Annotated in this window: 25 protein-coding genes and 1 pseudogene; 15 read left to right on the top strand and 11 right to left on the bottom strand. The window is 58.1% G+C overall.

Annotated elements, in window-relative coordinates; all coding sequences use genetic code 11:
- The first annotated feature begins 164 nt into the window (after window positions 1–164).
- Window positions 165–671, top strand: a complete 507-nt coding sequence (locus E5K03_RS04905; protein WP_138005239.1) for a hypothetical protein — start codon at window positions 165–167, stop codon at window positions 669–671.
- The gene (locus E5K03_RS04900) at window positions 671–1,168 is read left to right on the top strand and encodes a metal-dependent hydrolase (protein WP_138005238.1); all 498 of its coding nucleotides are present in this window, start codon (window positions 671–673) and stop codon (window positions 1,166–1,168) included. The genes E5K03_RS04905 and E5K03_RS04900 overlap by 1 nt, the downstream gene beginning before the upstream one ends.
- A 97-nt stretch (window positions 1,169–1,265) precedes the next feature.
- On the opposite strand, the gene E5K03_RS04895 is transcribed toward E5K03_RS04900, so the two are convergent.
- The 7 genes from E5K03_RS04895 to glmS all read right to left on the bottom strand — a co-directional run bounded on the left by E5K03_RS04895 (window position 1,266) and on the right by glmS (window position 5,541).
- Entirely contained in the window at window positions 1,266–1,694 is a 429-nt protein-coding gene (locus E5K03_RS04895) for a twitching motility protein PilT (protein WP_240729935.1), read from the bottom strand.
- A gap of 71 nt (window positions 1,695–1,765) precedes the next feature.
- Window positions 1,766–2,089: a UPF0175 family protein gene (locus E5K03_RS04890; protein WP_138005236.1), complete on the bottom strand. Its 324-nt coding sequence runs from the start codon at window positions 2,087–2,089 to the stop codon at window positions 1,766–1,768.
- A 94-nt stretch (window positions 2,090–2,183) separates the two neighbouring features.
- Window positions 2,184–2,630 (bottom strand): HVO_A0114 family putative DNA-binding protein, encoded by a 447-nt coding sequence (locus E5K03_RS04885; RefSeq protein ID WP_171006594.1) that lies wholly within the window; start codon window positions 2,628–2,630, stop codon window positions 2,184–2,186.
- Between the two features lie 27 nt (window positions 2,631–2,657).
- Window positions 2,658–2,993: a toxin-antitoxin system TumE family protein gene (locus tag E5K03_RS04880; RefSeq protein WP_138005235.1), complete on the bottom strand. Its 336-nt coding sequence runs from the start codon at window positions 2,991–2,993 to the stop codon at window positions 2,658–2,660.
- 243 nt (window positions 2,994–3,236) lie between these two features.
- Window positions 3,237–3,638, bottom strand: coding sequence for a PIN domain-containing protein (locus E5K03_RS04875; protein WP_138005234.1), 402 nt, complete (start codon window positions 3,636–3,638; stop codon window positions 3,237–3,239).
- The gene (locus tag E5K03_RS04870; RefSeq protein ID WP_138005233.1) at window positions 3,625–3,900 is read right to left on the bottom strand and encodes an antitoxin VapB family protein; all 276 of its coding nucleotides are present in this window, start codon (window positions 3,898–3,900) and stop codon (window positions 3,625–3,627) included. The genes E5K03_RS04875 and E5K03_RS04870 overlap by 14 nt, the downstream gene beginning before the upstream one ends.
- A 183-nt stretch (window positions 3,901–4,083) precedes the next feature.
- Complete coding sequence (glmS, locus tag E5K03_RS04865; protein ID WP_240729934.1) at window positions 4,084–5,541, bottom strand: glutamine--fructose-6-phosphate transaminase (isomerizing); 1,458 nt, start codon at window positions 5,539–5,541, stop codon at window positions 4,084–4,086.
- A 374-nt stretch (window positions 5,542–5,915) separates the two neighbouring features.
- Here glmS and E5K03_RS04860 point away from each other — a divergent pair, with 374 nt between their 5' ends.
- Window positions 5,916–8,831: a DUF7827 domain-containing protein gene (locus E5K03_RS04860; RefSeq protein WP_171006593.1), complete on the top strand. Its 2,916-nt coding sequence runs from the start codon at window positions 5,916–5,918 to the stop codon at window positions 8,829–8,831.
- A gap of 204 nt (window positions 8,832–9,035) precedes the next feature.
- On the opposite strand, the gene E5K03_RS04855 is transcribed toward E5K03_RS04860, so the two are convergent.
- Both E5K03_RS04855 and E5K03_RS04850 read right to left on the bottom strand, forming a co-directional pair.
- Window positions 9,036–9,347, bottom strand: coding sequence for a HepT-like ribonuclease domain-containing protein (locus E5K03_RS04855; RefSeq protein ID WP_205742952.1), 312 nt, complete (start codon window positions 9,345–9,347; stop codon window positions 9,036–9,038).
- Window positions 9,348–9,379: 32 nt separating this feature from the next.
- Entirely contained in the window at window positions 9,380–9,673 is a 294-nt protein-coding gene (locus E5K03_RS04850; RefSeq protein ID WP_138005230.1) for a nucleotidyltransferase family protein, read from the bottom strand.
- 49 nt (window positions 9,674–9,722) lie between these two features.
- Here E5K03_RS04850 and E5K03_RS17095 point away from each other — a divergent pair, with 49 nt between their 5' ends.
- The 6 genes and pseudogenes from E5K03_RS17095 to artA all read left to right on the top strand — a co-directional run bounded on the left by E5K03_RS17095 (window position 9,723) and on the right by artA (window position 12,846).
- Window positions 9,723–9,878 carry a hypothetical protein gene (locus E5K03_RS17095; RefSeq protein ID WP_171006592.1) on the top strand — a complete coding sequence of 52 codons (156 nt, stop codon included), beginning with the start codon at window positions 9,723–9,725 and terminating at the stop codon, window positions 9,876–9,878.
- A 165-nt stretch (window positions 9,879–10,043) separates the two neighbouring features.
- Window positions 10,044–10,292: an antitoxin VapB family protein gene (locus E5K03_RS04845; RefSeq protein WP_138005229.1), complete on the top strand. Its 249-nt coding sequence runs from the start codon at window positions 10,044–10,046 to the stop codon at window positions 10,290–10,292.
- Window positions 10,289–10,684: a PIN domain-containing protein gene (locus E5K03_RS04840; RefSeq protein ID WP_138005228.1), complete on the top strand. Its 396-nt coding sequence runs from the start codon at window positions 10,289–10,291 to the stop codon at window positions 10,682–10,684. The genes E5K03_RS04845 and E5K03_RS04840 overlap by 4 nt, the downstream gene beginning before the upstream one ends.
- Before the next feature lie 57 nt (window positions 10,685–10,741).
- Window positions 10,742–11,005: pseudogene (locus E5K03_RS04835) on the top strand (IS200/IS605 family accessory protein TnpB-related protein); the annotation flags it as partial.
- Window positions 11,006–11,063: 58 nt separating this feature from the next.
- Window positions 11,064–11,495, top strand: coding sequence for a universal stress protein (locus E5K03_RS04830; protein WP_171006591.1), 432 nt, complete (start codon window positions 11,064–11,066; stop codon window positions 11,493–11,495).
- 382 nt (window positions 11,496–11,877) lie between these two features.
- Complete coding sequence (gene artA, locus E5K03_RS04825) at window positions 11,878–12,846, top strand: archaeosortase A (protein ID WP_394343962.1); 969 nt, start codon at window positions 11,878–11,880, stop codon at window positions 12,844–12,846.
- Window positions 12,847–12,865: 19 nt separating this feature from the next.
- Here artA and dph5 read toward each other — a convergent pair whose 3' ends face one another.
- Window positions 12,866–13,669, bottom strand: a complete 804-nt coding sequence (gene dph5 / locus E5K03_RS04820) for a diphthine synthase (RefSeq protein WP_138005225.1) — start codon at window positions 13,667–13,669, stop codon at window positions 12,866–12,868.
- A gap of 132 nt (window positions 13,670–13,801) precedes the next feature.
- On the opposite strand from dph5, the gene E5K03_RS04815 reads away from it, so the two are divergent.
- The 6 genes from E5K03_RS04815 (at window position 13,802) to E5K03_RS04790 (ending at window position 21,127) form a co-directional block, all read left to right on the top strand.
- Window positions 13,802–14,548: an alpha/beta hydrolase gene (locus E5K03_RS04815; protein ID WP_138005224.1), complete on the top strand. Its 747-nt coding sequence runs from the start codon at window positions 13,802–13,804 to the stop codon at window positions 14,546–14,548.
- A 351-nt stretch (window positions 14,549–14,899) separates the two neighbouring features.
- On the top strand, window positions 14,900–16,579 hold the full coding sequence (locus E5K03_RS04810) for an ABC transporter substrate-binding protein (RefSeq protein ID WP_138005223.1): 1,680 nt from the start codon (window positions 14,900–14,902) through the stop codon (window positions 16,577–16,579).
- A 135-nt stretch (window positions 16,580–16,714) separates the two neighbouring features.
- Window positions 16,715–17,713 carry an ABC transporter permease gene (locus E5K03_RS04805; RefSeq protein WP_170967571.1) on the top strand — a complete coding sequence of 333 codons (999 nt, stop codon included), beginning with the start codon at window positions 16,715–16,717 and terminating at the stop codon, window positions 17,711–17,713.
- Window positions 17,710–18,705 carry an ABC transporter permease gene (locus tag E5K03_RS04800; protein WP_138005222.1) on the top strand — a complete coding sequence of 332 codons (996 nt, stop codon included), beginning with the start codon at window positions 17,710–17,712 and terminating at the stop codon, window positions 18,703–18,705. The genes E5K03_RS04805 and E5K03_RS04800 overlap by 4 nt, the downstream gene beginning before the upstream one ends.
- Before the next feature lie 11 nt (window positions 18,706–18,716).
- A complete protein-coding gene (locus tag E5K03_RS04795) occupies window positions 18,717–19,853 on the top strand; it encodes an ABC transporter ATP-binding protein (protein ID WP_138005221.1) in 1,137 nt (378 codons plus the stop codon).
- Window positions 19,850–21,127 carry an ABC transporter ATP-binding protein gene (locus tag E5K03_RS04790; RefSeq protein WP_138005220.1) on the top strand — a complete coding sequence of 426 codons (1,278 nt, stop codon included), beginning with the start codon at window positions 19,850–19,852 and terminating at the stop codon, window positions 21,125–21,127. Before E5K03_RS04795 ends, E5K03_RS04790 begins: the two co-directional genes overlap by 4 nt.
- Window positions 21,128–21,172: 45 nt before the next feature.
- Here the strand turns inward: E5K03_RS04790 and E5K03_RS04785 are convergent, their stop codons facing one another.
- Window positions 21,173–21,667, bottom strand: coding sequence for a hypothetical protein (locus tag E5K03_RS04785; protein ID WP_138005219.1), 495 nt, complete (start codon window positions 21,665–21,667; stop codon window positions 21,173–21,175).
- Window positions 21,668–21,776: the final 109 nt, after the last annotated feature.

The raw sequence follows: 21,776 nt of genomic DNA, 5'->3' as shown, positions 1-21,776 counted from the left end.
GGAGGAATCTTGACCAGCGGTAGGATATTATAATGCTCTAGAGGATGATAAACTGACTCGATCGATCCCAGCAAACACTCCCAGCGTGGTACCGCGATCGCCAGTACCGCCGCTCAGACTGGAAGCGAAACGCTTGATGCACTCCCCGATCGCCATCTAGCCAGATGATCGACACCCGATCGACGCGACTCGCCGCCCTCCTCATCTGCGCGCTCCTCTTCGGTGGAACGCTCATCGCAGCGGGGGTGACCCTCACGCCCGATCCCACGAGAAACGACTTCCCAAACGAAGATGATCTCGTCGCCAGCGACGTTGCCCCGGGGGATCGCGTCACGATCGGTGGAACCGTCCGCAGCACCGACCCGCTCGTGATCGAGGCTGACCCGACGTTCGCGGACCCGATCGAACTCACCGTCACGAACGTCGCCAGTGCGGTGTCGATCGGTGACGAGATCGTCGTCCACGGCACGCTCACCGACGAGTGGACGATTCGCGCAACGGGCAACTACGCCCGGGAGCCGTGGGAACTGTACTACATGTACGCTGTCTCGGCGATCGCCGGCCTGTGGGTGCTCAGTCGGTTCCTCCGTGGCTGGCAACTCGATCGATCGACAGGAGGATTTCGACCACGCGCGAACGAGCGCGGTGATCGGTCAGGAGGCGATCGCTAATGGTTGATCTACTCACCCACGCGCTCGTCGGCTACAGCCTCGGGACACTGCTGTCGCTTCGCTATGAGTGGGTGACACCACAGTACGTGACCGTCTGTATGATGGGGGCGATGATCCCGGACATGACCAAAATCCAGCTCGTTGTTCCCAGTGAGGTTGTCGCCGCCGGTCTCTCGGTCCCCTTTGAGTGGAGCGGCATCCACACCCTCGGCGGCGCAGCGATCTCGATCGCCATTGGTGTCATCCTCACCGACGCTGCGTATCGCCGCCGAGTCGTCGCCTTACTGGCGATCGGTGCGGGCTCACATCTTGTCCTCGACGCCTTGCTGTTCAAGCCCTCGGGCTACATGGCCCCGCTGTGGTGGCCGCTCACGGCGCAGCGGTTCGCGATCGACGGGCTGTATCTCTCGAGCGATCGGTGGCCGGCGGCCGTTGCTGCGGTGATCGCGGCGGGCTGTTGGGCGATCGTCCGCAGGCGGCAGGCCGATCGCGGATAATGGGTAAATCGAACGAGCGTGCACACTACGACTTTCTTGATTATATTGGGACCTCTACATATATTCAACATAACCATCGTGAACTGCTGAGACCGAATTAACGATAGTCTGCGAAGTCGCGAGACGGGGCTCGGTAGTCTGTCTCATCGATCCACCGTTTGAGCCAACGATCGGCCGTTGCTTCGGAGAGGCGATCATCCTCCACGGCTCTGATCAGAACGCCGATAGAACCTGTGAGGGCAACACCAGTGGTACGAGCGAGTGCGCGGGCAGGACCGTCATCAGTCACAAGCGTTCCATTGTAGATTTCTGCCACAGTAAATGCTTGTGTCTCCCCGGGGTCGAGACGGGATGCTACGTTCGTGGCTGCATTGTCACCGAGCTCATCTAGCGCAACGACAGGAATTGTGTCACCGATACGATCGAGTGCTCGCTGGAGATACGGGTACGACTCGACGCCGGCACGAAGTTCACTTTGGACGGCGGGAACAGTACATACTCGCGGGAGTCCGTCTACCAAATCCATGCGATCAATATACGCGAAATTCGACGGAGCTGTTGTATTGAGAACCGTCGGATTTGATGGCATCGAACGCATCAGAGATCCCGGGCGACATCAATTTCGCGTTTGGCGTCCTCCATATCTTCTGGACCAAGTTTGACTTCAACACCGTGTTCACGGAGGAGAGCCGGCATATCGAACCGAGAAACCCCCGCTAATCGAGCTGCCTTCCCGAGACTGACTTGGTCGGTATCATAGAGGTGGATTGCTGCGGCAAGCCGGGCGTTCTCGTTTTCCGCAAAATAGTCACGGAGTGCGTGGCGGATCGCATCGCTTTTATTTTCGAAAATACCGGCATCGACACTCCCCTCAATGAGTTGGTGGAGATCATCCGGGAGGGTGCTCGTCGTCCGCGGCATTATTCTCATACAATGTATGCACTCATACAATTTATGTGCTTCGCTGGTTGTCGCAGCGTTCGGTTCTGGTATCTCACCGGTTTGGGTATGGATACTACGATACTGCGGCTGCGGCGTCCTCTGACTCAGTATCGAACGGAAGCGTAATTGAGAGTTCATCGAACCACACCACGGGACGCTTACTGCGGCCTTCCGCAACAAAGTAAATAATTCCTAGCTGCGCAAGCCCTGTCAGTTCTTCGTGAACGTTCTTGACGTCGCGATCGACCACACGAGCAGCCGCATTGATACTGTCTGGTTCTTTTCGTCGAACCGCTTTGATAAGATCGAGCACACGAGGCGTGAGTGTCGACATGAGATCGTCGTAACTCTCGAACGCGATCGTGGGTGGAGAATCCGTACGCTTTCCGTCGGCTTGGGCCGCGATCGCTTCCCGAACATCGGTATAGAATTGTTTCGAAGAGGAAACGGTAACAACCAGCTTCGTCTCCTCTTGGAGCTGTTCGCGTTCTATCGGATGGAGTGGCGGTGTATCAGTCATGAGTTTCTTTTTTTTGAGACTGTGTCGTTATTCGAGGTCGAACTGGTCTTTCGGAATTTCACTCCAGAACCGTTCCCAGAGCGGAACCATCCCGGGAAAGTCGATGATCTCTGGTTCTGGATCTGGTGCGACATGTAGTTCATGGCCTTTCGTATCCTCGTGTGAATTGTCGTATCGGCGTATGGTTCCGTCATTGAGTGTTTCCGCTGTTGGTCGTGTCGCGCCGTAGTGTAGTTTGTAGGCCCATCCTGATGGGTATCCATCCCGTGTTGTCCGCATAACGAAGACGCGGACCAACGTCCCATCAGCGTACTTTTGAACGCGATTGATTCCATCCAAGTCATCAGTGGCGGGATTACCCATCCTTGTATATTGGTCTGTCGGCCAATGAAATATGTTTATTGGATGCTCAGTGAACCTGCTATCAAAATTGGATTTAAAACGATCGGCGTCATCCTCACTGATCACGCCTATTGAATTCCAGTCACTGGCCTGCTGGCGATCGGTGGCCGGCGGCCGTTACCGCGGTGATCGCGGCGGGGTGTTGGGCGATCGTCCGTAACAATCACATTTCATTGACAAGTGCGAACCGATAGACCGTCGCCGTCAATACGTTTCAACAGAGACTCCGTCAAAGATTGCAAAATCACCAACGTTCTGCGTTACAACGGTTGCATCCATCTCTTTCGCGACAGCAGCGATCAATACATCACCGGCAAGTGCGTTGATTTTGTCACTATTAACTGACTCGTTTCGGTGGAGATTCTTCTCCAACTTCCCGGCGATGAACGCGTGCTCTGCAGTAAACGGACATATCGTCAGCCAATCGAATGCCGATCGAATCTCGAATGAGTCAAGCGAGTTTTGCAGTGCTCGTCCAACGGCGATCTCTTTGATGTTGATTGTCGTCGTGACGAACTCACAGCGTTCGTGGGTTTCAAGATATGCTTTCACTGACTCTCGACCGCCCCAATAGTGGATGAGGAAGGTCGTATCAAGCAGTTTCATCGTCTGATTGTCCTTCAGTCAGTTCTGTTGCTGCCTCACGCTGGCGATCACTGAGGGCGGTATTTGTTCGGTTGCGTGAGCGATCCGCGAGTTGTTCGAGTTCATCTGCATCCGCTTGAAGCGTTCCAAACCCATCACGCCACTCGACAGTCGTCTCATCCAACAGTCGATCGAAGAGATCGGTAAAGCTCTCATCAGGGCGCTTTCGAGCTCGTAGCCGTTCGTACACCTCTTCTCGAACGCCGATCGTTTTTGTCCCCATAGTTTGTGTTTGTATACACAAATGCAAATGTTTCACGCATCGTTTGCGGGCATCGTGCGATCGGTTTCCGCGACGATCCCAACAGACGTTCCAGACGGACAGCGATGCCGAGTCGTCCGAAATAGCGGTTGCATTCTGCGACTCAACAAACGACGCTGTTGGTTCATCAAAAAAACTGCATCCCTACTCGACAGTGACGCTTTTGGCCAGATTTCGCGGCTTGTCGATCGATCGGCCCTTCTCGTTGGCCACGTGGTAGGCAAATAGCTGCCAGTAGACGTTCGTCACGAGCGGTTCGAACATGCCAATGTCGGGGACTTCCCAGGTCACGTCGAGATACGATTCGCCAATGTCACCTGAAACCGCGCCGATCACCGGGGCCGATCGGGCCTGGACCTCTTTGACGTTGTTCAGCGTCTCCGCTGCCGCCGACCCGTCGGTCAACACGGCCAACACGGGCGTGTCAGCTGTCACGAGCGCCAGCGGACCGTGTTTGAGCTCGCCGGCGGCAAAGCCCTCGGCGTGATCGTAGGAGATCTCTTTGAGCTTCAACGCGCCCTCCAGCGCGACCGAGCGGCCGTACTTCCGACCGATAAAGAAGAACGCCTCGGAGTCAGCGTACTCGGTTGCGATCCCATGGACCGCGTCCTCGCGATCGAGTACCTGCTGGACCGCTCCCGGCAGGCTCCGCAGCGACTCCAGTACCGATCGTGCTCGGTTCGACGACAGCGCGCTGCGCTCTCGGCCCACGTACACCGCCAACAGCGCGAGCGTTGCGACCTGTGAGGCGAACGTCTTCGTCGCCGCGACGCCGATCTCCGGGCCCGCACGGATGAACACGCTATCGTCGACCTCTCGGGTCACCGTGCTGCCGAGCGTGTTCGTCACCGCGAGCGTCCGCGCGCCGGCCCGGATCGCCTTGCGGATCGCCGACAGGGTGTCGGCGGTCTCACCGCTTTGGGTGACCGCGACCACCAGCGTCCGCCAGGGATCCCGGCCGCCGTCGAACTCGTACTCGCTGGCGATCTCGACAGTCGTCCGGACGTCCGCGAGCGACTCAAACAGCTCTGCGGCGTAGCGCCCCGCGTAGTTCGACGTCCCGCAGGCGACGATCTGGATCTCCTCGATCGATCGGAGATACTCTCTCGGCAGGTCGACTTCCACATCGACGGTCCCGCTGTCGAGGTCGTACCGACCCGAGAGGGTCTGTCGGAGCGCCCGGGGCTGTTCGTGGATCTCTTTTCGCATATAGTGTTCGTAGCCGCCCTTTTCGGCGGCGTCGGCCTCCCAGGTGAGCTGTTCGGTCCTCACCTCGACCGGCTCACCGTCGCGGTACAGTTCGACTCCGCTTCCAGAAATAACGGCGAGTTCGCCGTCGTCGAGGTAGGTCACCTCACGGGTGTGTTCGAGAAAGGCGGTGACGTCGCTGCCGAGGAACGTCCCCGTTTCGCCGTGGCCGATCACGAGCGGGCTGTCCTGGCGGATCGCGAACAGCTCGTCGACCCCCGCGATCGCTGCGGTACTCGCGTCGATCGCACTCGGAGCCGGTCGCGATCGATCCTGATCGTTAGAGCCCGGTTGATTCGGGTCAAATCGATCTTCGTCGATCGAGTCGCTGTAGATTCGCGTTTCACGTTTCACGTTCGATCGAATCTGAAGCGAATGGTGAAGATTCACCGTGGGACCGACAGTAAAAATCGATCGCGCACGGGCGAATAATCCACCCGATCGCCGGATTTCGAGCGGATACGGGTCGTAATCGCCTTCACTGGCCGATCGTTCTGATTGCTTGGATATCTCTCCGACATATGGTGGTTTTGCCGGCCGATTGCACAGATAATTCTGCTGTTAACTGACTGTCATACTCTCAAACGAATCGGATCTCGAACACGAGATATGAGATCTCGTAATTGGGCAGTAGACGGCCTCAGTCCATTGTTTGGTAGGTTTTGACATGCACGAACAGCTACACAAAGTATTTACCAATGTCACTGTATGTTGGAAGTGCACGCTTGATGTCAAACCGTGTAGCTGGCATTGCGGTGATCGGTTCTCGATCGATCGGCGATCGAGGGCAGGTGCCGTTGTCGGCTGCGAGGCGTCAGGCAACAATAGAACAAACACAAACTATGACAGGAAATAATACAGACTATCGCACCAAGGGACGTGCAGTGTTCCTTGCTGCGTTGATGGTCTTATCCATGCTGGCTGTACCGATGGCCTTTACAGGCTCGGTTGCAGCTCAGAGCGATGAGGTAACGGTAAACGAGACTCCTGTCCACTATGAGAATTCCTCTGGAGATGCTGTGATTGAGATCTCCACGAATAACGACTCTCTCATTGATGATGTTGATACGATCAACATCTCTGTTGGTGGACAAGATGACATTGAACTTGACTTTGATAGCAGTAATGTCGCGCAAGATGACGGCCAGTACGTCGTCGACACTGGTGAAGTCTATCCACGTGTGGATAGCGTCACGCTGTTTATTGGGTCCGACGAGGTCCTAGAGGAAGATGTCATCTATGCGGGAGAGACACTAGACATTAGCTCTGGAGACGATCTTAGTGCCGTCTACCAGGGTAGTACGGTAGCGATCACGAGCGGCTCGCAGGATCTCTCCGTCGATCTTGAGAGCGACAGTGATTTCGCGCAACGATCTACGGGATCCAACAGCAGCGTCATTCCGTTTGACACGTCCGATCGAGAGACTGAAGAATATGAGGTTACAAACCAGGATGACAACTCCGAAGTTGCTAACTTCACGATTCGTGATCTCGGTCTTGATGTCGAACTGGACGACACAGAAATAACTGACGCAGAAAACCTCACCGGTACTGCCTCCGCCAGTTCGTCCGACCGTGACGTCCTCGTTGAAGTGATTGACGAGGATGACGACGTAGTTGCTGAAGACGAAGGCGACCTCGGCGGCAACGCTGAGTACGACTTCGATCTCGGCGATCTCGAAGCAGGAACGTACGATGTTGAGGTAACTGACCTCAGCTCCGGTGTGAGTGTCACTTCTGACACTGTCAATGTCACCGAAGCAGGTGACGGTGAAGCTGAACTCGACGCAGGCAGCTACGAGGCTGTTCAAGGTGACGTTGTCGAGTTTACTGTTGAGTTCGACGACGCAACGAGCGACGGAACACTCCTCATCGGTAACGCTGAGGACGATGGATACCAAGCCAACATCTCCGTTGAGGATGGTGACGATGACGGTGAGGTGACAGTCCTGTTCAACACCTACCTCGCTGGTCTTGACGATGGCGATGTTGTCACGGCCGCGGGTGATGATGATACCGCAACACTCAACAACGCAGACGAAGAACAATTCTTTAATTCAGACAGCCGGATGCTAGACTCTGGTGACTACGAGGTTGCCTCCTCTGCAAGTACGGACGCAACTACGGCGTCTGAGGATCCAGACGACGTGGCATCCTTCGTTATCACCGAACGGTCCGAACCTGAGATGCAACTCTGGAGAACAAGCCCTGCGGCACTTGAAGATGTCGTCGATGCAGCTGATGATGACGACGAGGACGAACTCGAAGTCATCAGCGGTGCGATCGAAAACGACGTGATTACCGAGACCGACTCGGTTGCGCTCGATACTGACAACGATCGCAGTGATGTGTTGATCCACCAGGTTACGGCACCTGGACTCTCCGGTGCTGTCGATAGCACTGATGAGGACGATGCAGGAGATGCTCTGTACGCACTCTTGAACGGCTCCAGCAACGCTGATGCTCAAGATAGTAGTGTGGACCCAGTCTCGCTGTATCTTGAACAACAGAACCCAGACCGTAATGAGGATCCAAAAACGCTAAACGTTAGTGCTGAACTCACTCAGACTGAATTCAACGAAGCATTTACCGTCATCTACGATGACGAAGACGGCGTCTTCTACGTGGCACTTGACCAGAACGAGCTGAACTCGCAGGTTGGCTCTGACGTGCTCGAAGACGGCGACGAATACACTGTTGAGTTCGCTGTTCAGGATGAGCGGCTCCTCCGCGGCTCTGGCAGCGCCTTCGATTCGGAAGAAGATGTTGTAGACGCCTACGAAGTCGCAGATAGCGAGTTCACCGTCGAAGACGCAGAGGGTGAATTCAACACTACCGAGGTCGATGGCGATGACGTCGTAAGCGTCCTCCCCGCAGAGGACCAGGCTATCAGCGGATCGACCAACATCGCACCGGGCACGGAACTCGATGTCCGTATCCGCAGCGATGAGGCCAGTTCGAGCTTCATCACGACGAACAACGAAGTTGTTGTCCAGCCGGACGGCACCTTCGAGACTTCGTTCGATGACTTCAATGGCACAGCAAGCGGCGACACCTTCGACGTTGATGTCCGTCGCGCTGCATTCAGTGCAAGCGCCGATGGTCTCGTCGTCGAAGAGGCTGCTCCCGCAGCCTTCGAGGTCTCCGATCTCGACCCAGCCGACGTTTCCGTCGAGCAGGGTGACGTGATCGAGGTCTCCGCAACGATCGAGAACACTGGCGACGAGGAAGCGACGCAAGATGTCACGTTCCAGGTTGACGGCAACGAACTCGGCTCCGAAGAGGTTACCCTCGACGGTGGCGAGGACACGACTGTCACCTTCTCGGACATCGACACGAGCGACCTCGAACCCGGTGACTACGAGCACGGCGTCTTCACGGACGACAGTGAGCAGACGGCAACGCTGACTGTCGAAGAAGTGTCCGAAGACGACGAGGCTGACGACGAGGCTGACGACGAGGCCGACGATGACGAGGCCGACGATGACGAGGCCGACGATGACGAGGCCGACGATGACGAGGCCGACGACGATGGCGACGACGGTGAGACCGACGACGAGGGCGGCGTGCCCGGCTTCGGTGTCATTGTCGCACTCATCGCGCTCATCGGTGCCGCGATGCTCGCAGCCCGCCGTAACAACTAATCAGTAACACTGTCCCTTCCGGGACACCCTACTGATCCCCTTTCACGCCTCGTCGGCCTCGTGCCGGCGGGGCGTTTTTTATTTTATCGATCGCTCGTGCCGATCGAAGGTAACCGATCGCTGATTGCGAGCAATTGCGCTGTGAAAATAAGGAGTATTCACTACTCTCGACTCTGCAACAGCGTGTCGATCGACGCGCCGTGCCTACGATTTGAGATCATCCCGCAGCCGAACCAGCTGCTCCTGTAGCGGTGGAATGTCCTCTTGGATCGTTGTCCAGATGATCGCAAGATCAATGGTCGAATAGCCGTGTATCAATTTGTCACGCATCCCTGCCATTTCCCGCCACGGCAACTCTGGGTGTCGTGAACGGATCTCCTCTGGAACGTTCTTTGCGGCTTCTCCGATCACCTCAAAATTCCGAAGCACCGCATCAACTGTTTTTTCGTCCTGTTGAAACTGTCCGTAAAACATTCCGTGGGTAAATCGTTTGATCTTTTCTGTCGCCTCGGCCATATCCTCGACCTAATCAAGGGCGACCGTGTCACTCATACATAGACAAGATCGTCGGCAATACGCTCGCCGATGCGTGGCTTCAACGATCCATCTGTCACCAGATCGACGTCACGCCCAAGTGCTGTGGCAATCTCGTCTTCGAGTCGCATCAGATCAAACAACCCGATCGGCTCCGAAAATGAAACAAGAATGTCGATATCGCTGTCCTCGGTTGCTTCGTTTCGCGCGCACGATCCAAACACGGCAAGTTCGTCGACTCCATACGAGTCTTCTAATCTCGGCTTGAGTTGCCGAAGCCGTTCTTTGATTTCCGATACGTGCTCCATACTACTCGTTCGTACGCGATCGTATTTGTATCATCGGTACGAACGACGCTTGACTGTCGAAGAGCCAGAACTCGCTGATGATGACGACGGCGCTGAAGACGATGGCGACGACGATGAGACCAACGACGAGGGCGGCGTGCCCGGCTTCGGTGTCATTGTCGCGCTCATCGGCGCTGCGATGCTCGCAGCCCGCCGTAACAACTAATCAGTAACACTGTCCCGTCCGGGACACCCTACTGATCCCCTTTCACGCCTCGTCGGCCTCGTGCCGGCGGGGCGTTTTTTATTTTATTACGCATCCAGACGCTCTGAGCGGTTCACTAACCACACCCAACGACTAAGCCGTGTCAACGCCAACGTTGACGTAACGATGGCGACTGCTGATAAGCAGATTCGGGTGAGCGATCGGGTGAAGCGGGAACTCAACCGGCTCCGGCGTGAGGGTGAGAGCTACAACGACGTGTTAGAACGCGTCCTCGACGAGGAACACGTCGGCGACTTCTATGACGGCTTCGGCCGCTGGTCGGACGAGGAGGCCGATCGTGTCCGTGAGGCGCGTCGGAAGTCGAAAAAGAAACGGAAGCAGCGGATGCGAGAGCGGACTGAGGACACCATATGAAGGTCCTCGACGCGACGTTTCTCATCGACTATCTGGACGGTGTCGACGCGACGAAGGAGTTTTACGAGGCGAGTGGGGCCGAGAACGAACGTTGGGTGATGCCTGTCCCGGCCTACGCCGAAGCACTCGTCGGTGAAGGAAACCTTCCGAATGGCGATGTTGCCGGTGCCCGCGCTGACCTCTCGTGGGGAGAAACGTACGAGGTGGACGAGAAGACGGCGGTGACGGCGGGAGAGATCGCAGACGAGGTCGGCCCAGGCGGGCCATATCTGGACGGTCTCGACGCACTGATCGCAGCGGTCGGCCGTGAACTGGACGCGCCGGTTGTTTCTGCCGACGGGGATCTCACCCACGAGGAGACAAAGAAAATTGTCGACGTTGAGGAATACTGACCCAGGAAACTGATCGCACGGCCTTCCGACTCACAGCCCAACCTTATTTCACGCCAATTAGTTCGAGAAGCCGTTGAGAACGACTGTACGGCGATTGCGTTCGAGAACCTGAAACATATCAGAACGCGCATCTCGAACGCCAGTAAGTTCCAGCAGTGGGCGTTCCGCGAACTCCAACGCCACGTCGAATACAAAGCCGAAGAGTGCGGTATCGACGTGGATGACGTGACTCCAGCGTACACGAGTCAGCGGTGCAGTCACGGCGAGTGTGGGTTCACTCATGAGGACAACCGCAACGGAGACGAGTTCGAGTGCCGAAAACACTCCACCGTCGATTTGCCCCTATATTTTATTATTGATAGTTACATATATCAAATCGATGTACGAAACAGTACTCGTTGCGGTTGACAGCGGCGAGGAATCGTACACTGCGGCTCAAGAGGCCGTCGAAATCACCGCTGATGGCGGGACACTTCATGCACTGTCGATCGTCGAGAAACTCCCGATGCACACGCGATCGGGCAAAGCCCAGAAGTTCGACGACGACGATCCAAACGCACAGACACAAGCTGAGAATGCGGTATCCAACACCGAACACCTAGCGGAGCGGGCCGACATCGACTGCGTAACGACGATTAAACAAGGCGTCCCACGACAGCATATCGTCTCGTACGCGGACGAAATTGGGACTGACGCGATAGTGTTAGGCAAACGGAGTCAGCAAGAAGTCGCCGGTGACCTGCTCGGGAGCACGGCCGAGCGAGTCATCCGGAACGCAACAGTGCCCGTTTTGACTGTCCCCAGTGCTTGATACTGCTTACTGTAGGAGTTCCTGATCGATCGATGTCCGCTGGTCGATCGATCCGGGAGACGACTACAGCCAGTCTGGGACCCTCCTGACGACAAACATCACAAGATGTCCTCGCAGACACTCACTCTCGCAGAGTCTCCGTATCCACGTTGCAATCACATACCGGTGCTAATCGATCGCCCGATAGCGCGGAGACTGACACGTTCTCAGTCAGCTACCTTGGCTCGGAGACGGCCCAATCGGACGCTATCCGCTGGCGGTTCTGTGTGAACCGCGCCCGCAACGACAAGGGATTTATCGATCGATCGCCACCACACTATCAATGACGCCGATCGAGTGGCTCGCGAGCGAAGTATTTGCCTTCGGCACGCTCGCGAACGCGATGATCTGGACGGCGACCGGCCTCTTCCTTGCGGCCGGACTCTTCGAGTGGCGTGCGCATCGATCGAACGGCAGCCTTGATACCGCCCGCTATACGTCGATCGCTGGCTTCACCGTCTTCGGGCTGTTTTGGCTCAACGTCTTTCCGTATTTTGCGTTCGAACACCAAAGCTACGTAGAAGGTTTTCTCAGTTTGATCGCCCTACCAATGTGTCTATATGCCGCCAAACAACTGTATGACGGCCGCGATACGCTGTTTATCCTCTCGCGGGCGATCGGCGTGATGGGGCTCATCTACCTCCCATTCGAGACAATTCCGGCGATGACGATCGCCGGCGTGTACATCCCCGAACCGCGACAGGTGCTTATCGAGTTTGTCGCCCAGCTCACCGCTGTCGGCATTTCTGCACTCGGCTACTCGCCTGAGTTCACCGAGAGCATCGAAGGCTACCAGGCCGGCTTTCTGTGGGTGATCGACGACGGCACCCCAGACGGCTATCGGTACCGGATTTCAGTCGTGCTTGCGTGTACCGGCATTGGGAGCATGGCAATCTTTTCGGGGTTGATCGCCGCCGTGCGAGCGCCGATCGGTCGCAAGCTCCGTGCGCTTGCGGTCTCGATCCCGATCATCTTCGCGCTCAACATCCTCCGGACGATCTTCATCATCACTGTTTCGGGCCGACAGCTCATGCACTGGTATCCCGACGTTGTCCTGTTCCTCTTTGGCGACAGCAACCCCTATCGGGTGTCGTTTTTTGTCTCCGATCGGATTCTCAGCCAGGTCGGCGCGGTGATCGCACTCATGGGCATTGCGTATCTCGTCGTCCGCCAGCTGCCTGAGCTGCTCGTTGTCGCCGAAGACATCCTCTATCTGCTAACCGGCGAGGAACACGACCTGCAGTCCGCACTCGATCTCCCGCGTGAACCAGTCGGGATCGATCCGGCGATCGCCCAATCAAAGGCGGACTGAGTAGGGAGGAATCGCGTTCTCATTCGGCCGGCAGCAGCGATCGCGGCGCGTCCGCAAGCGCGGCGAGCGCGTCGGCCTCAACGTGGTGGATCTCACCGGGAATCACGAGCAGGTGCAGTGGGTCACCGAACGATCGCTTCGCAAGCGCCGAGAGCCGATCAGCCACCACCACCGGCTCGGGGCTGCCCGCACGTGCGACAACCACCCCTAGTTCGTCGGCCCAGCCCGCCGCGAGCAACTCGGCGGCGTAGTCGGCGGTCATGAACTCCTCATGATCGTCGGGACCGCCCCGCCGAGGGACGTAGTCGACTTTGATATCGAGGTAGACGATCGTGTGCAGGCCTCGCTCACGGTTGGCCTCTATCGAGTCGACCACGCTCTGTGGCACGTCATCACCGCCGTGGACGAACGGAAACGGAAGTGTAACGGCTTTGCCGAAGCGGTAGTTCTGCAGTCCGGTGAGCCCGCTTGCGGCCGTCTCGGCGGTCACACCGTGGATCACTCGCGTCTCGATCCCGCGCGATTCGGCGCGAATGCGGAGATCGACGTGGGTCGTCGAAATCATCGTATCGCCGGCGGTTAGAAAGACCACGTCCGATTCCGCCGCGGCAGCGAGGATCGGCTCAGGGTCCTGTTCGACGCCGGCGCGATCGCGAACCTCGATGTCGACGCCGTGTGCAGCCTCAAGGTCGGCAACTGTCGCACCAACCAGTCGACTGGTGTAAAACTCCGCGAAGACGCGATCGGCCGCCTGGATCGCTTTCTGTCCTTCGACGGTGATCGATCGCTCGTCGTACAGTCCCAATCCGACAAACGTGAGCATACGAGCGCTGGGTCCCGAATGAGGTTAAGCCGTCCGTCTCGGGGCGAAAATGCGTTCAACGGCCAGTTCCGACCGTTTCGATCGCCTCACAATGACCGACACGGATACGCCCTTGCGCTGAGATTCTTCTGTATGAACGGTGAGCGAATTGCAGTTTGGCTTGTGGTGCTCGTCTGTGCGGCTGCCGCAGGGGGGCTCCTCGCCGCCGACGCCTACAGCTACGATGCCAATCCCGAGCAGGTAACGGCCGTCGAAGCCGGTGACGACGTGGTCGTCGAACGCGACAATCGAGGGTACACGATCGCCTCCGGACCGGTGACCGAAGCCACCACGGGGATCGTCTACTATCCCGGCGCACTCGTCGATCCCGAGAGCTACATTCCGACGCTCGCGCCGCTTGCGGCCGAACGCGATGTCCTGATCGTCGTCCCGACGTTTCCCCTCGAGTTGGCGATCGCCGATGTCGATCGGGCTGATTCAGTCCGGGCAGACTATCCCGCAATTGATCAGTGGGTCGTCGGGGGTCACTCTCTCGGTGGCGCGGCCGCCTGCCGCTACGCCGCCGAAACCGACGATCTCGACGGGTTGGTGTTGCACGCCGCGTACTGTGATGTCGACATCTCAAATCGATCGCTTCCAACCTTGTCGGTGCAGGGAAGCAACGATGAGGTGATCAACGCAGACGCCGAGCGTGCGGCCCGATCGAATCTCCCGGCCGAGGCGACGATCGTCACTGTGGAGGGAATGACACACGCACAGTTCGGTGCGTACGGCCCCCAACGCGGTGATGGTTCCCCGGCGGTCGACGACGCGACCGCACGCGATCGCCTGACAGAGGAGTGGGAGCGATTTCTCGATCGGGTACTCGAACGGTCTTGAGACGACGATCCACGTGGGATACACCGGTCGATGGGCGGAGGATACGCCGGTCGATGGACGGAGGACACGCCGGTCGATGGACGGAGGACACGCCGGTCGATGGACGGAGGACACGCCGGTCGATGGGCGGAGAATACGCCGGTCGATCGGCTGAACAACCATCACCCGCGATGTGTGAATGTCGATGTGTTCTGTATGAATATGAATTTACTATCATGAATAACTCTTAACAATATGGATATGTTCATCTATTATCCAATTAACAAGTTGTTTGTTTACATCTTCCTGTGTTTGGTTTCGGGATCGGGCACCCTTCGCAACGTTTATTAAGATTGGTCAGAAGTGATAAGTATGCCACGCAAGCGCAACGAACTTACTCGACGCCGACTCCTCGCGACTGGAGCGGCTGCATCCTCCTCGATCCTCCTCGCCGGCTGTACCGGCGATGGTAACGGTAACGGTGGTAACGGCAACGGCAACGGCGGTAACGGTAACGGCGGCAACGGCAACGGTGACGGCAATGGCGACGGCAACGGTAACGGCGACGACCTGCCGCAACAGGAGCTGTACTTTGCACAGGTCAAAGGCCCCCTCGACTTGGACCCGATCGTCCTCAACGACGTTCCGTCGGGCCAGATCGCCGGACAGATCTACGACGGTCTCTACGAGTTCTCAGACTCCCTCGGAATCGTCCCGCAGATCGCTTCCGACTCACCGACGGTTGAGCGCGACGGCACTCGCTATATCATCCCGCTTGAGGAGAATGCGATGTTCCAAAACGGCGATCCGGTCACTGCTGAGGACGTCATCCACACGCTGATGGCGCCGATCGAAGAAGAGACCGCAAACGCCTCCGAGCTCGACATGATTGACACGGCCGAAGCGATCGACGAGAACACGGTGCAGGTCGACCTGCAGTTCCCCTATGGAGCCTTCGAGGTCGCGCTGGTCCGCAACGTGGTCAACGCTTCGGTCCGCCAGGAAGACCGTGAAGGGTACAATACGGACCCGGTCACCTCTGGGCCCTTCCAACTCGTCGAGTGGGAGCCTGAGAACTTTGCAACGGTCGAACGCTGGGACGACTACTGGGACGACGACAACGGGCTTCCGAACATCGCGACGATCGAGTTCGACCCAATCGAAGAACAGACCACGCGGGTTACCGAACTCGAAACCGGCAACGTCGATATTATCGAGACGATCCCACCGCAGCTGTACGAGACTGTCGAGGGGAACGAAAACGCCTCGATCGACGAGGAGCCGGGCGTCGGCTACTTCTACCTCGCGTTCAACTGCAACGAAGGACCAACTGCGGATCCGATGGTTCGGGAGGCCGTCGACTACTGCTTCTCGATGGACCAGGCGATCGAGAACTTCGTCGAGCCCTCGGGACTCAGACAGGTCAGCCCGTACCCGCGAACGCTTGCCGAAGAGTGGGACTTCCCGCTTGACGAGTGGGGCGAGATCGAACACGATCGCGACCTCGATGAGGCCGAATCACTGTTCAATGAAGCAGGTGTCGACTTCGATTACGACTGGCGGATCATCGTTCCGCCGGACGACATGCGCGAACAGATCGGTGTCTCGATCGGTGACGGCCTACAGAACGTCGGCTTCGAGAACGTCGAAGTCCAGCGGCTCGACTGGGGGACGTTCCTCGATCTGTACGTCACCGGCAGCGAGGACGACTTCAACATGTACACGCTTGGATGGTCTGGTTCGCCGGATCCAGACACGTTTGCATACCAACTGCTCAGCCAGGAGACAGAAGGTGTGACCAACGGAACGTTCCACGACTACGACGAGGCCTCCGAGATGCTCACACAGGCACGTGAGTCTCCGGACCGCGATGAACGCAGAGAACTCTACATCGAGGCGACGACAACGTTGCTCGAAAACCGCGTGCACATCCCGGCGTACAACCTGAACAACTCCTACGGCATCAGCAACCGTGTCGAGGACTTCAGCGCACACGCAATCTCGACGGAAGTTCAGATCTTCACCGATCACAACAACGTTTCGGTGGAATAACGCCACCGCAGGCCGCACACCTTTGTTTGCACCGGCAACACAGCCGACAGCTGTCGATACGGCAACATTAGCAGCTGCCACAAGCTATACGTAAGATACTATATCCATGGCGGAACAAACGCACCACAAGATAGTATGGGACTAGCGCGATACACACTCTGGCGGGTCGTCCAGGCGGTTCCCGTCCTCATCGGGATCATCACGATCACGTTCTTCCTCGCGAACCAGATCCCTGGTGATCCCGTTCAGACCATGTTGGGGCCAAACCCCGGTCAAGAGCAGGTTGAGGCGATTCAGGCGAGGTACGGGCTCGATCGTCCGATCCACGAGCGGTACCTTTCGTACCTCTCAGGCGTTGCGGCCGGCAACCTCGGATTGAGCATCTACTACGATCGTCCCGTGCTCGAGATGATAATGCTTCGGCTACCGGTGACGCTGTTGCTCATGCTCTCGGCGTTCGCCTTCGCGATTGCGACGGCAATCCCGCTCGGAATTATCTCCGCGAAGCGCCGTAACAAACCTGCAGACCACGTCTCGCGGATTGTCTCTCTCATTGGCGTGTCGACGCCGTCGTTTTGGATCGGTCTCGTGTTGATTATCGTCTTCGCGTTCTATCTCGGGTGGTTCCCCGCACGGGGGCTCGTTCTCCCGTGGGCTGATCCCGCAGATGTCCGCGGCGCCGAGACACAGTTCCAGGTAATTCGGACCGCCGCACACCACCTGTTCTTGCCGATGATCGCCCTCGGCACGCTCCAGATGGCACAGATCACCCGCATCGAGCGGTCCGCGATGGTCGACTCCCTGCAGGGTGAGTACGTTAAACTCGCCCGTGCGTATGGCGTTCCCGAGTCAACGATCGTCCGCAAACACGCCTTCCAGGTCGCTCAGCTGCCGGTGATCACGATCATCGGCCTCGGACTCTCGACCGCGCTCGGCGGGGCAGTGTTGACTGAGACCGTCTTCGAGATTCAGGGGATGGGTCGGCTGATCATTACCGCAATAAACAACCAGGACTACGAGCTGATTATGGGCACGACGTTCATGTTTGGGGTGGCGTACGTCGTCGGTGTGATCATCACCGACATCGCGTACGCATATATCGATCCACGGGTAACCTATGGTGATGAGACATGAGCACGCCACACGGCGGCGATCCTGATACTGAGCCCACCCAGGACAGTACTACGACAGCGGCATCCGGTGCCGGCGAGGTCAAATCCCGTGTCGGGCTGCGGTACACGCTCAGTCAGGTCAAACGCGATACGACCGCGCTCATCGGGATCTACATTGTCGGTTTTATCACGCTCGTCGCACTCTTTGCGGCGATCGACTACTACATCTTCGACTACGCGATCGCCGAAGCGATCATGTATGACCCCGAACGAGATCCAGACGAGGTCAACCGACTCCTGCCCCCGGTCGGCATGGAGAACCAGTTCGGCTCGGGCGTCCTCGAACACCCGCTTGGCACCGACCACCGCGGCCGTGACATCTTCACCAGACTTGTCTACGGCACACGAGTCGCCATGACGGTCGGATTCATGGCGACGGCGATCGGGCTCGTCGGCGGGACGCTCGTCGGCGCGGTTTCGGGATTCTACGGCGGCTGGATCGACGACGTGCTCCAGCGGTTCACCGAGACGATCTACGCGATCCCCTTCCTCGTGTTGGTCATCGCGTTCATGACCGCCTTCGGCCGCAATCTGACCTTCGCAATGATCGGCGTCGGCATCACGGCTATCCCGGTGTTCAACCGCCTGATCCGATCGCGGGTCGTTTCGATTCGCGAGGAGGACTACATTGAGGCCGCCCGGGCAGCGGGGGTGAAAGATAGACACATCATCCTTCGGCATATCATCCCAAACAGTTTCGCACCGGTTTTGGTGCAAGCGACCCTGCAGGTTGGTGTGAGCATTCTTATCGTTGCCGGACTGTCGTTCCTCGGCTTCGGCGCACAACCGCCGACTCCCTCGTGGGGACAGATGCTTTCGCAATCTCGGGGGTACATGTTGCCGGCACCAACGTTCAGCATCTGGCCAGGGCTCGCGATTCTCTTTACCGTCATCGGATTCAACATCCTCGGTGACGGGCTCCAGGACGCGCTCGATCCACGGATCAACAACTAACATTGATATCCATGACTACACCGCTACTCACCGTTGACAATTTGAAGACACAGTTTTTCACCGAAGACGGAACCGTACGGGCCGTCGACGGCATCTCCTTCGACGTCTATCCCGGCGAGATCGTCGGGCTCGTCGGCGAGTCCGGCGCGGGCAAGTCCGTCGCGACGAGCAGCATCCTCCGGTTGGTCGACAGCCCTGGCGAGATCGTCGACGGGACGATCACGTTCAAAGAAAAGACGCTGTTCGGCCTCGAAGCAGGCCCTGACGGCGAGCCTCGCCCAAGCGAGGAGATGCTCACAGAAGAGGAGATGCGAAAGGAGGTCCGCGGCCGCGAGATCGCGATCATCTTCCAGGACCCGATGGAGTCGTTGAACCCGGTGTTCACCGTCGGTGGGCAGCTCCGGGAGTTCATCGAACTCAACCGCGATCTCCCCACGGAGGAAGCCAAACAGGAGGCGATCGACATGCTCAGGGAAGTCGGTATTCCGGATCCCGAAAACCGCTACGATGAGTATCCACACCAGTTCTCTGGTGGGATGCGCCAGCGGGTGTTGATCGCGATGGCGATCGCCTGCCGCCCGGACCTCATCATTGCCGACGAGCCGACGACCGCACTCGATGTCACCGTCGAGGGGCAGATTCTCGAACTCGTCGCCGAACTCCAGGAGAAATACGACACCGCCTTCATCTGGGTGACCCACGACATGAGCGTTGTCGCGGAGATCTGCGATCGGGTGAACGTGATGTACCTCGGCGAGATCATCGAACAGGCCCACGTCGACGACCTGTTTTACAACACCAAACATCCCTACACGCAGGCGCTTTTGAACTCGATTCCGCGGCCCGATGAGACGATCGAGGAGCTCGATCCGATCAAGGGGGTGATGCCGGAGGCGATCAATCCGCCGTCTGGCTGTCGGTTCCACTCGCGGTGCCCGGAGGCCCGTGAGGTCTGCCAGCGCGTCCATCCCGAGCCACGAGACCTCTCAGCGAACGACAGACCACACAATGCGGCCTGTGTGAAGTACGACGTTTTCGACGTCGGCTACGACGCCAGCCCACCGCTTGAGACCGATGCGACCGGTGGTTTCAGCGCAGGATTGACCCAGACGGAGTCAGAGGCTGAGGCCGACGGAGGTGACAGATGAGCCGAACTGCCAGTGAGAGCGACCCGCTCGTCCGCGTCGAGAACCTTCGGAAGTATTACAACAACGACTCGGGGCTCCTCGGCGGGCTCACGATGGACAGCGAATTCCCGTTTGTCCGGCGAGAGTCTTCGTACGTCAAAGCCGTCGAGAACGTCAATTTCGACATCCACAAGGGTGAGACGCTCGGGTTGGTCGGCGAGTCCGGCTGTGGGAAGTCGACGCTCGCACGGACTGTCCTCCGATTGCTCGATGCCACGGACGGATCGATCTACTTCAAGGGGACTGACCTCACCGAACTTGACGGCGAGGAACTCAGACGGACCCGAAAAGACATGCAAATGATCTTCCAGGATCCTCAATCCTCGCTCGATCCGCGGATGAAGGTCGGTCCGATCGTCGAAGAGCCGATGAAAGCCCACGGCATGCTCGACCCGGAAGGCAGAGAAGCCAGGGCCAAAGAGCTCCTAGAGAAGGTCGGACTCGACCCGCAACACTACAACCGCTATCCACACGCCTTCTCGGGCGGGCAGCGCCAGCGGGTCAACCTCGCTCGCGCGCTGTCTGTCAACCCAGACTTCATCGTCTGCGATGAGCCGGTGAGCGCGCTCGACGTCTCGATTCAGGCACAGGTACTGAACACGATGCAGGAGCTCCAAGACGAGTTCAACCTCACGTACCTCTTCATCGCGCACGACCTCTCTGTTATCCGGCACATTTCCGATCGCGTCGCGGTCATGTACCTCGGGCAGGTTGTCGAACTTGCGGACAAAGAAGAGCTCTTCGAGAATCCCCAACATCCGTACACGCAGGCATTACTCGACGCGATTCCCGCGCCGGACCCGCGGGCGACCGATCGACGGACCGTTCTTCGAGGGGACGTGCCCTCGCCGATTAATCCGCCATCGGGCTGTCGGTTCCGAACCCGGTGTCAGAAACTCATCCAGCCGGAGGCGTACGACCTCGCTGAAGACGAGTGGCGGCGAGTCGTCGAATTCCAGCGGGCGGTCAAACGCCGGAACTTCGAGGAACGAGAGCCCTCGGCAGTCCGATCGCGATTCCTCGATGATGTCGACCTCCGCGGTGAGGCCGGTCGGATCGTTACCGATGCGATCGACCACATCGCGGCCGATCGCTTCGACGAGGCGGAGGCACTCCTCACCGAGTCGTTTGCAGATCAAAGCATCTGTGCGAAAAAAGAACCGATGTACGAGGTCGCCCCCGAACTCGCTGGCGATCGACATGTCGTCGCCTGTCATCTGCACCGCGAGGACTGACCTCCCATCTGCACCGCGAGGACTCACCCGTTTCTCCCCGCTGGATCACTCGATACGAACGGTTGTCTCTGCTTCTGGTCGATCGCCCGGATCGCCGATCGCGACGAACGCGCCGATCGTGTGTTCACCGCGGCTGACTGGTTCGTCGTGGTCGAGGCCGTCCGGGCCCGATCGACGAATACAGCCGTTCCAGACGACTCGTGCCGTTTTTTCTTCGCGTGCGCGGAATGCGAACGAGAACGCGTTCTCCCGGACGTACCGCGGCGCTTCCGTCGCTTCGAGCACGCCATCAACTGTCCAGCTCCAGCGTCGACGTGTCGGCGTCGGCACCTCGACGGGGACCAGAAGGCGATTGCGGAGCGTCACCGTGATCTCGACGGGCTCGCCCTGCCGGTAGGTCAGGCGATCGGTCTCGATGTCGATTGCGACGGCCCGCCGGGCCAGTGCTGTCGGCACGAGCTTTCCGAGGGTAACCGTGAGGTAGTTCGTGGTCTCGTCGAAGCCGGTGCGGTCCTCTTCACGACGGTACGTCTCCTTCACGTCCGTCTCTGTGGGGGCGGGTGAATAAAAAGGCTCGATTCGACGACTGCCCAGCACTCAGTTATAAGTTTCTATGCCCATACGGCGGGGAAATCCGGGGCTTTACCTT

The organism is Halalkalirubrum salinum (genome assembly GCF_005543295.1).
In the GTDB taxonomy this organism is placed as follows: Archaea; Halobacteriota; Halobacteria; order Halobacteriales; family Haloferacaceae; genus Halalkalirubrum; species Halalkalirubrum salinum.
Note: the sequence above shows the minus strand (reverse complement) of the source record. Positions and strands in the feature narration are given on the sequence as shown.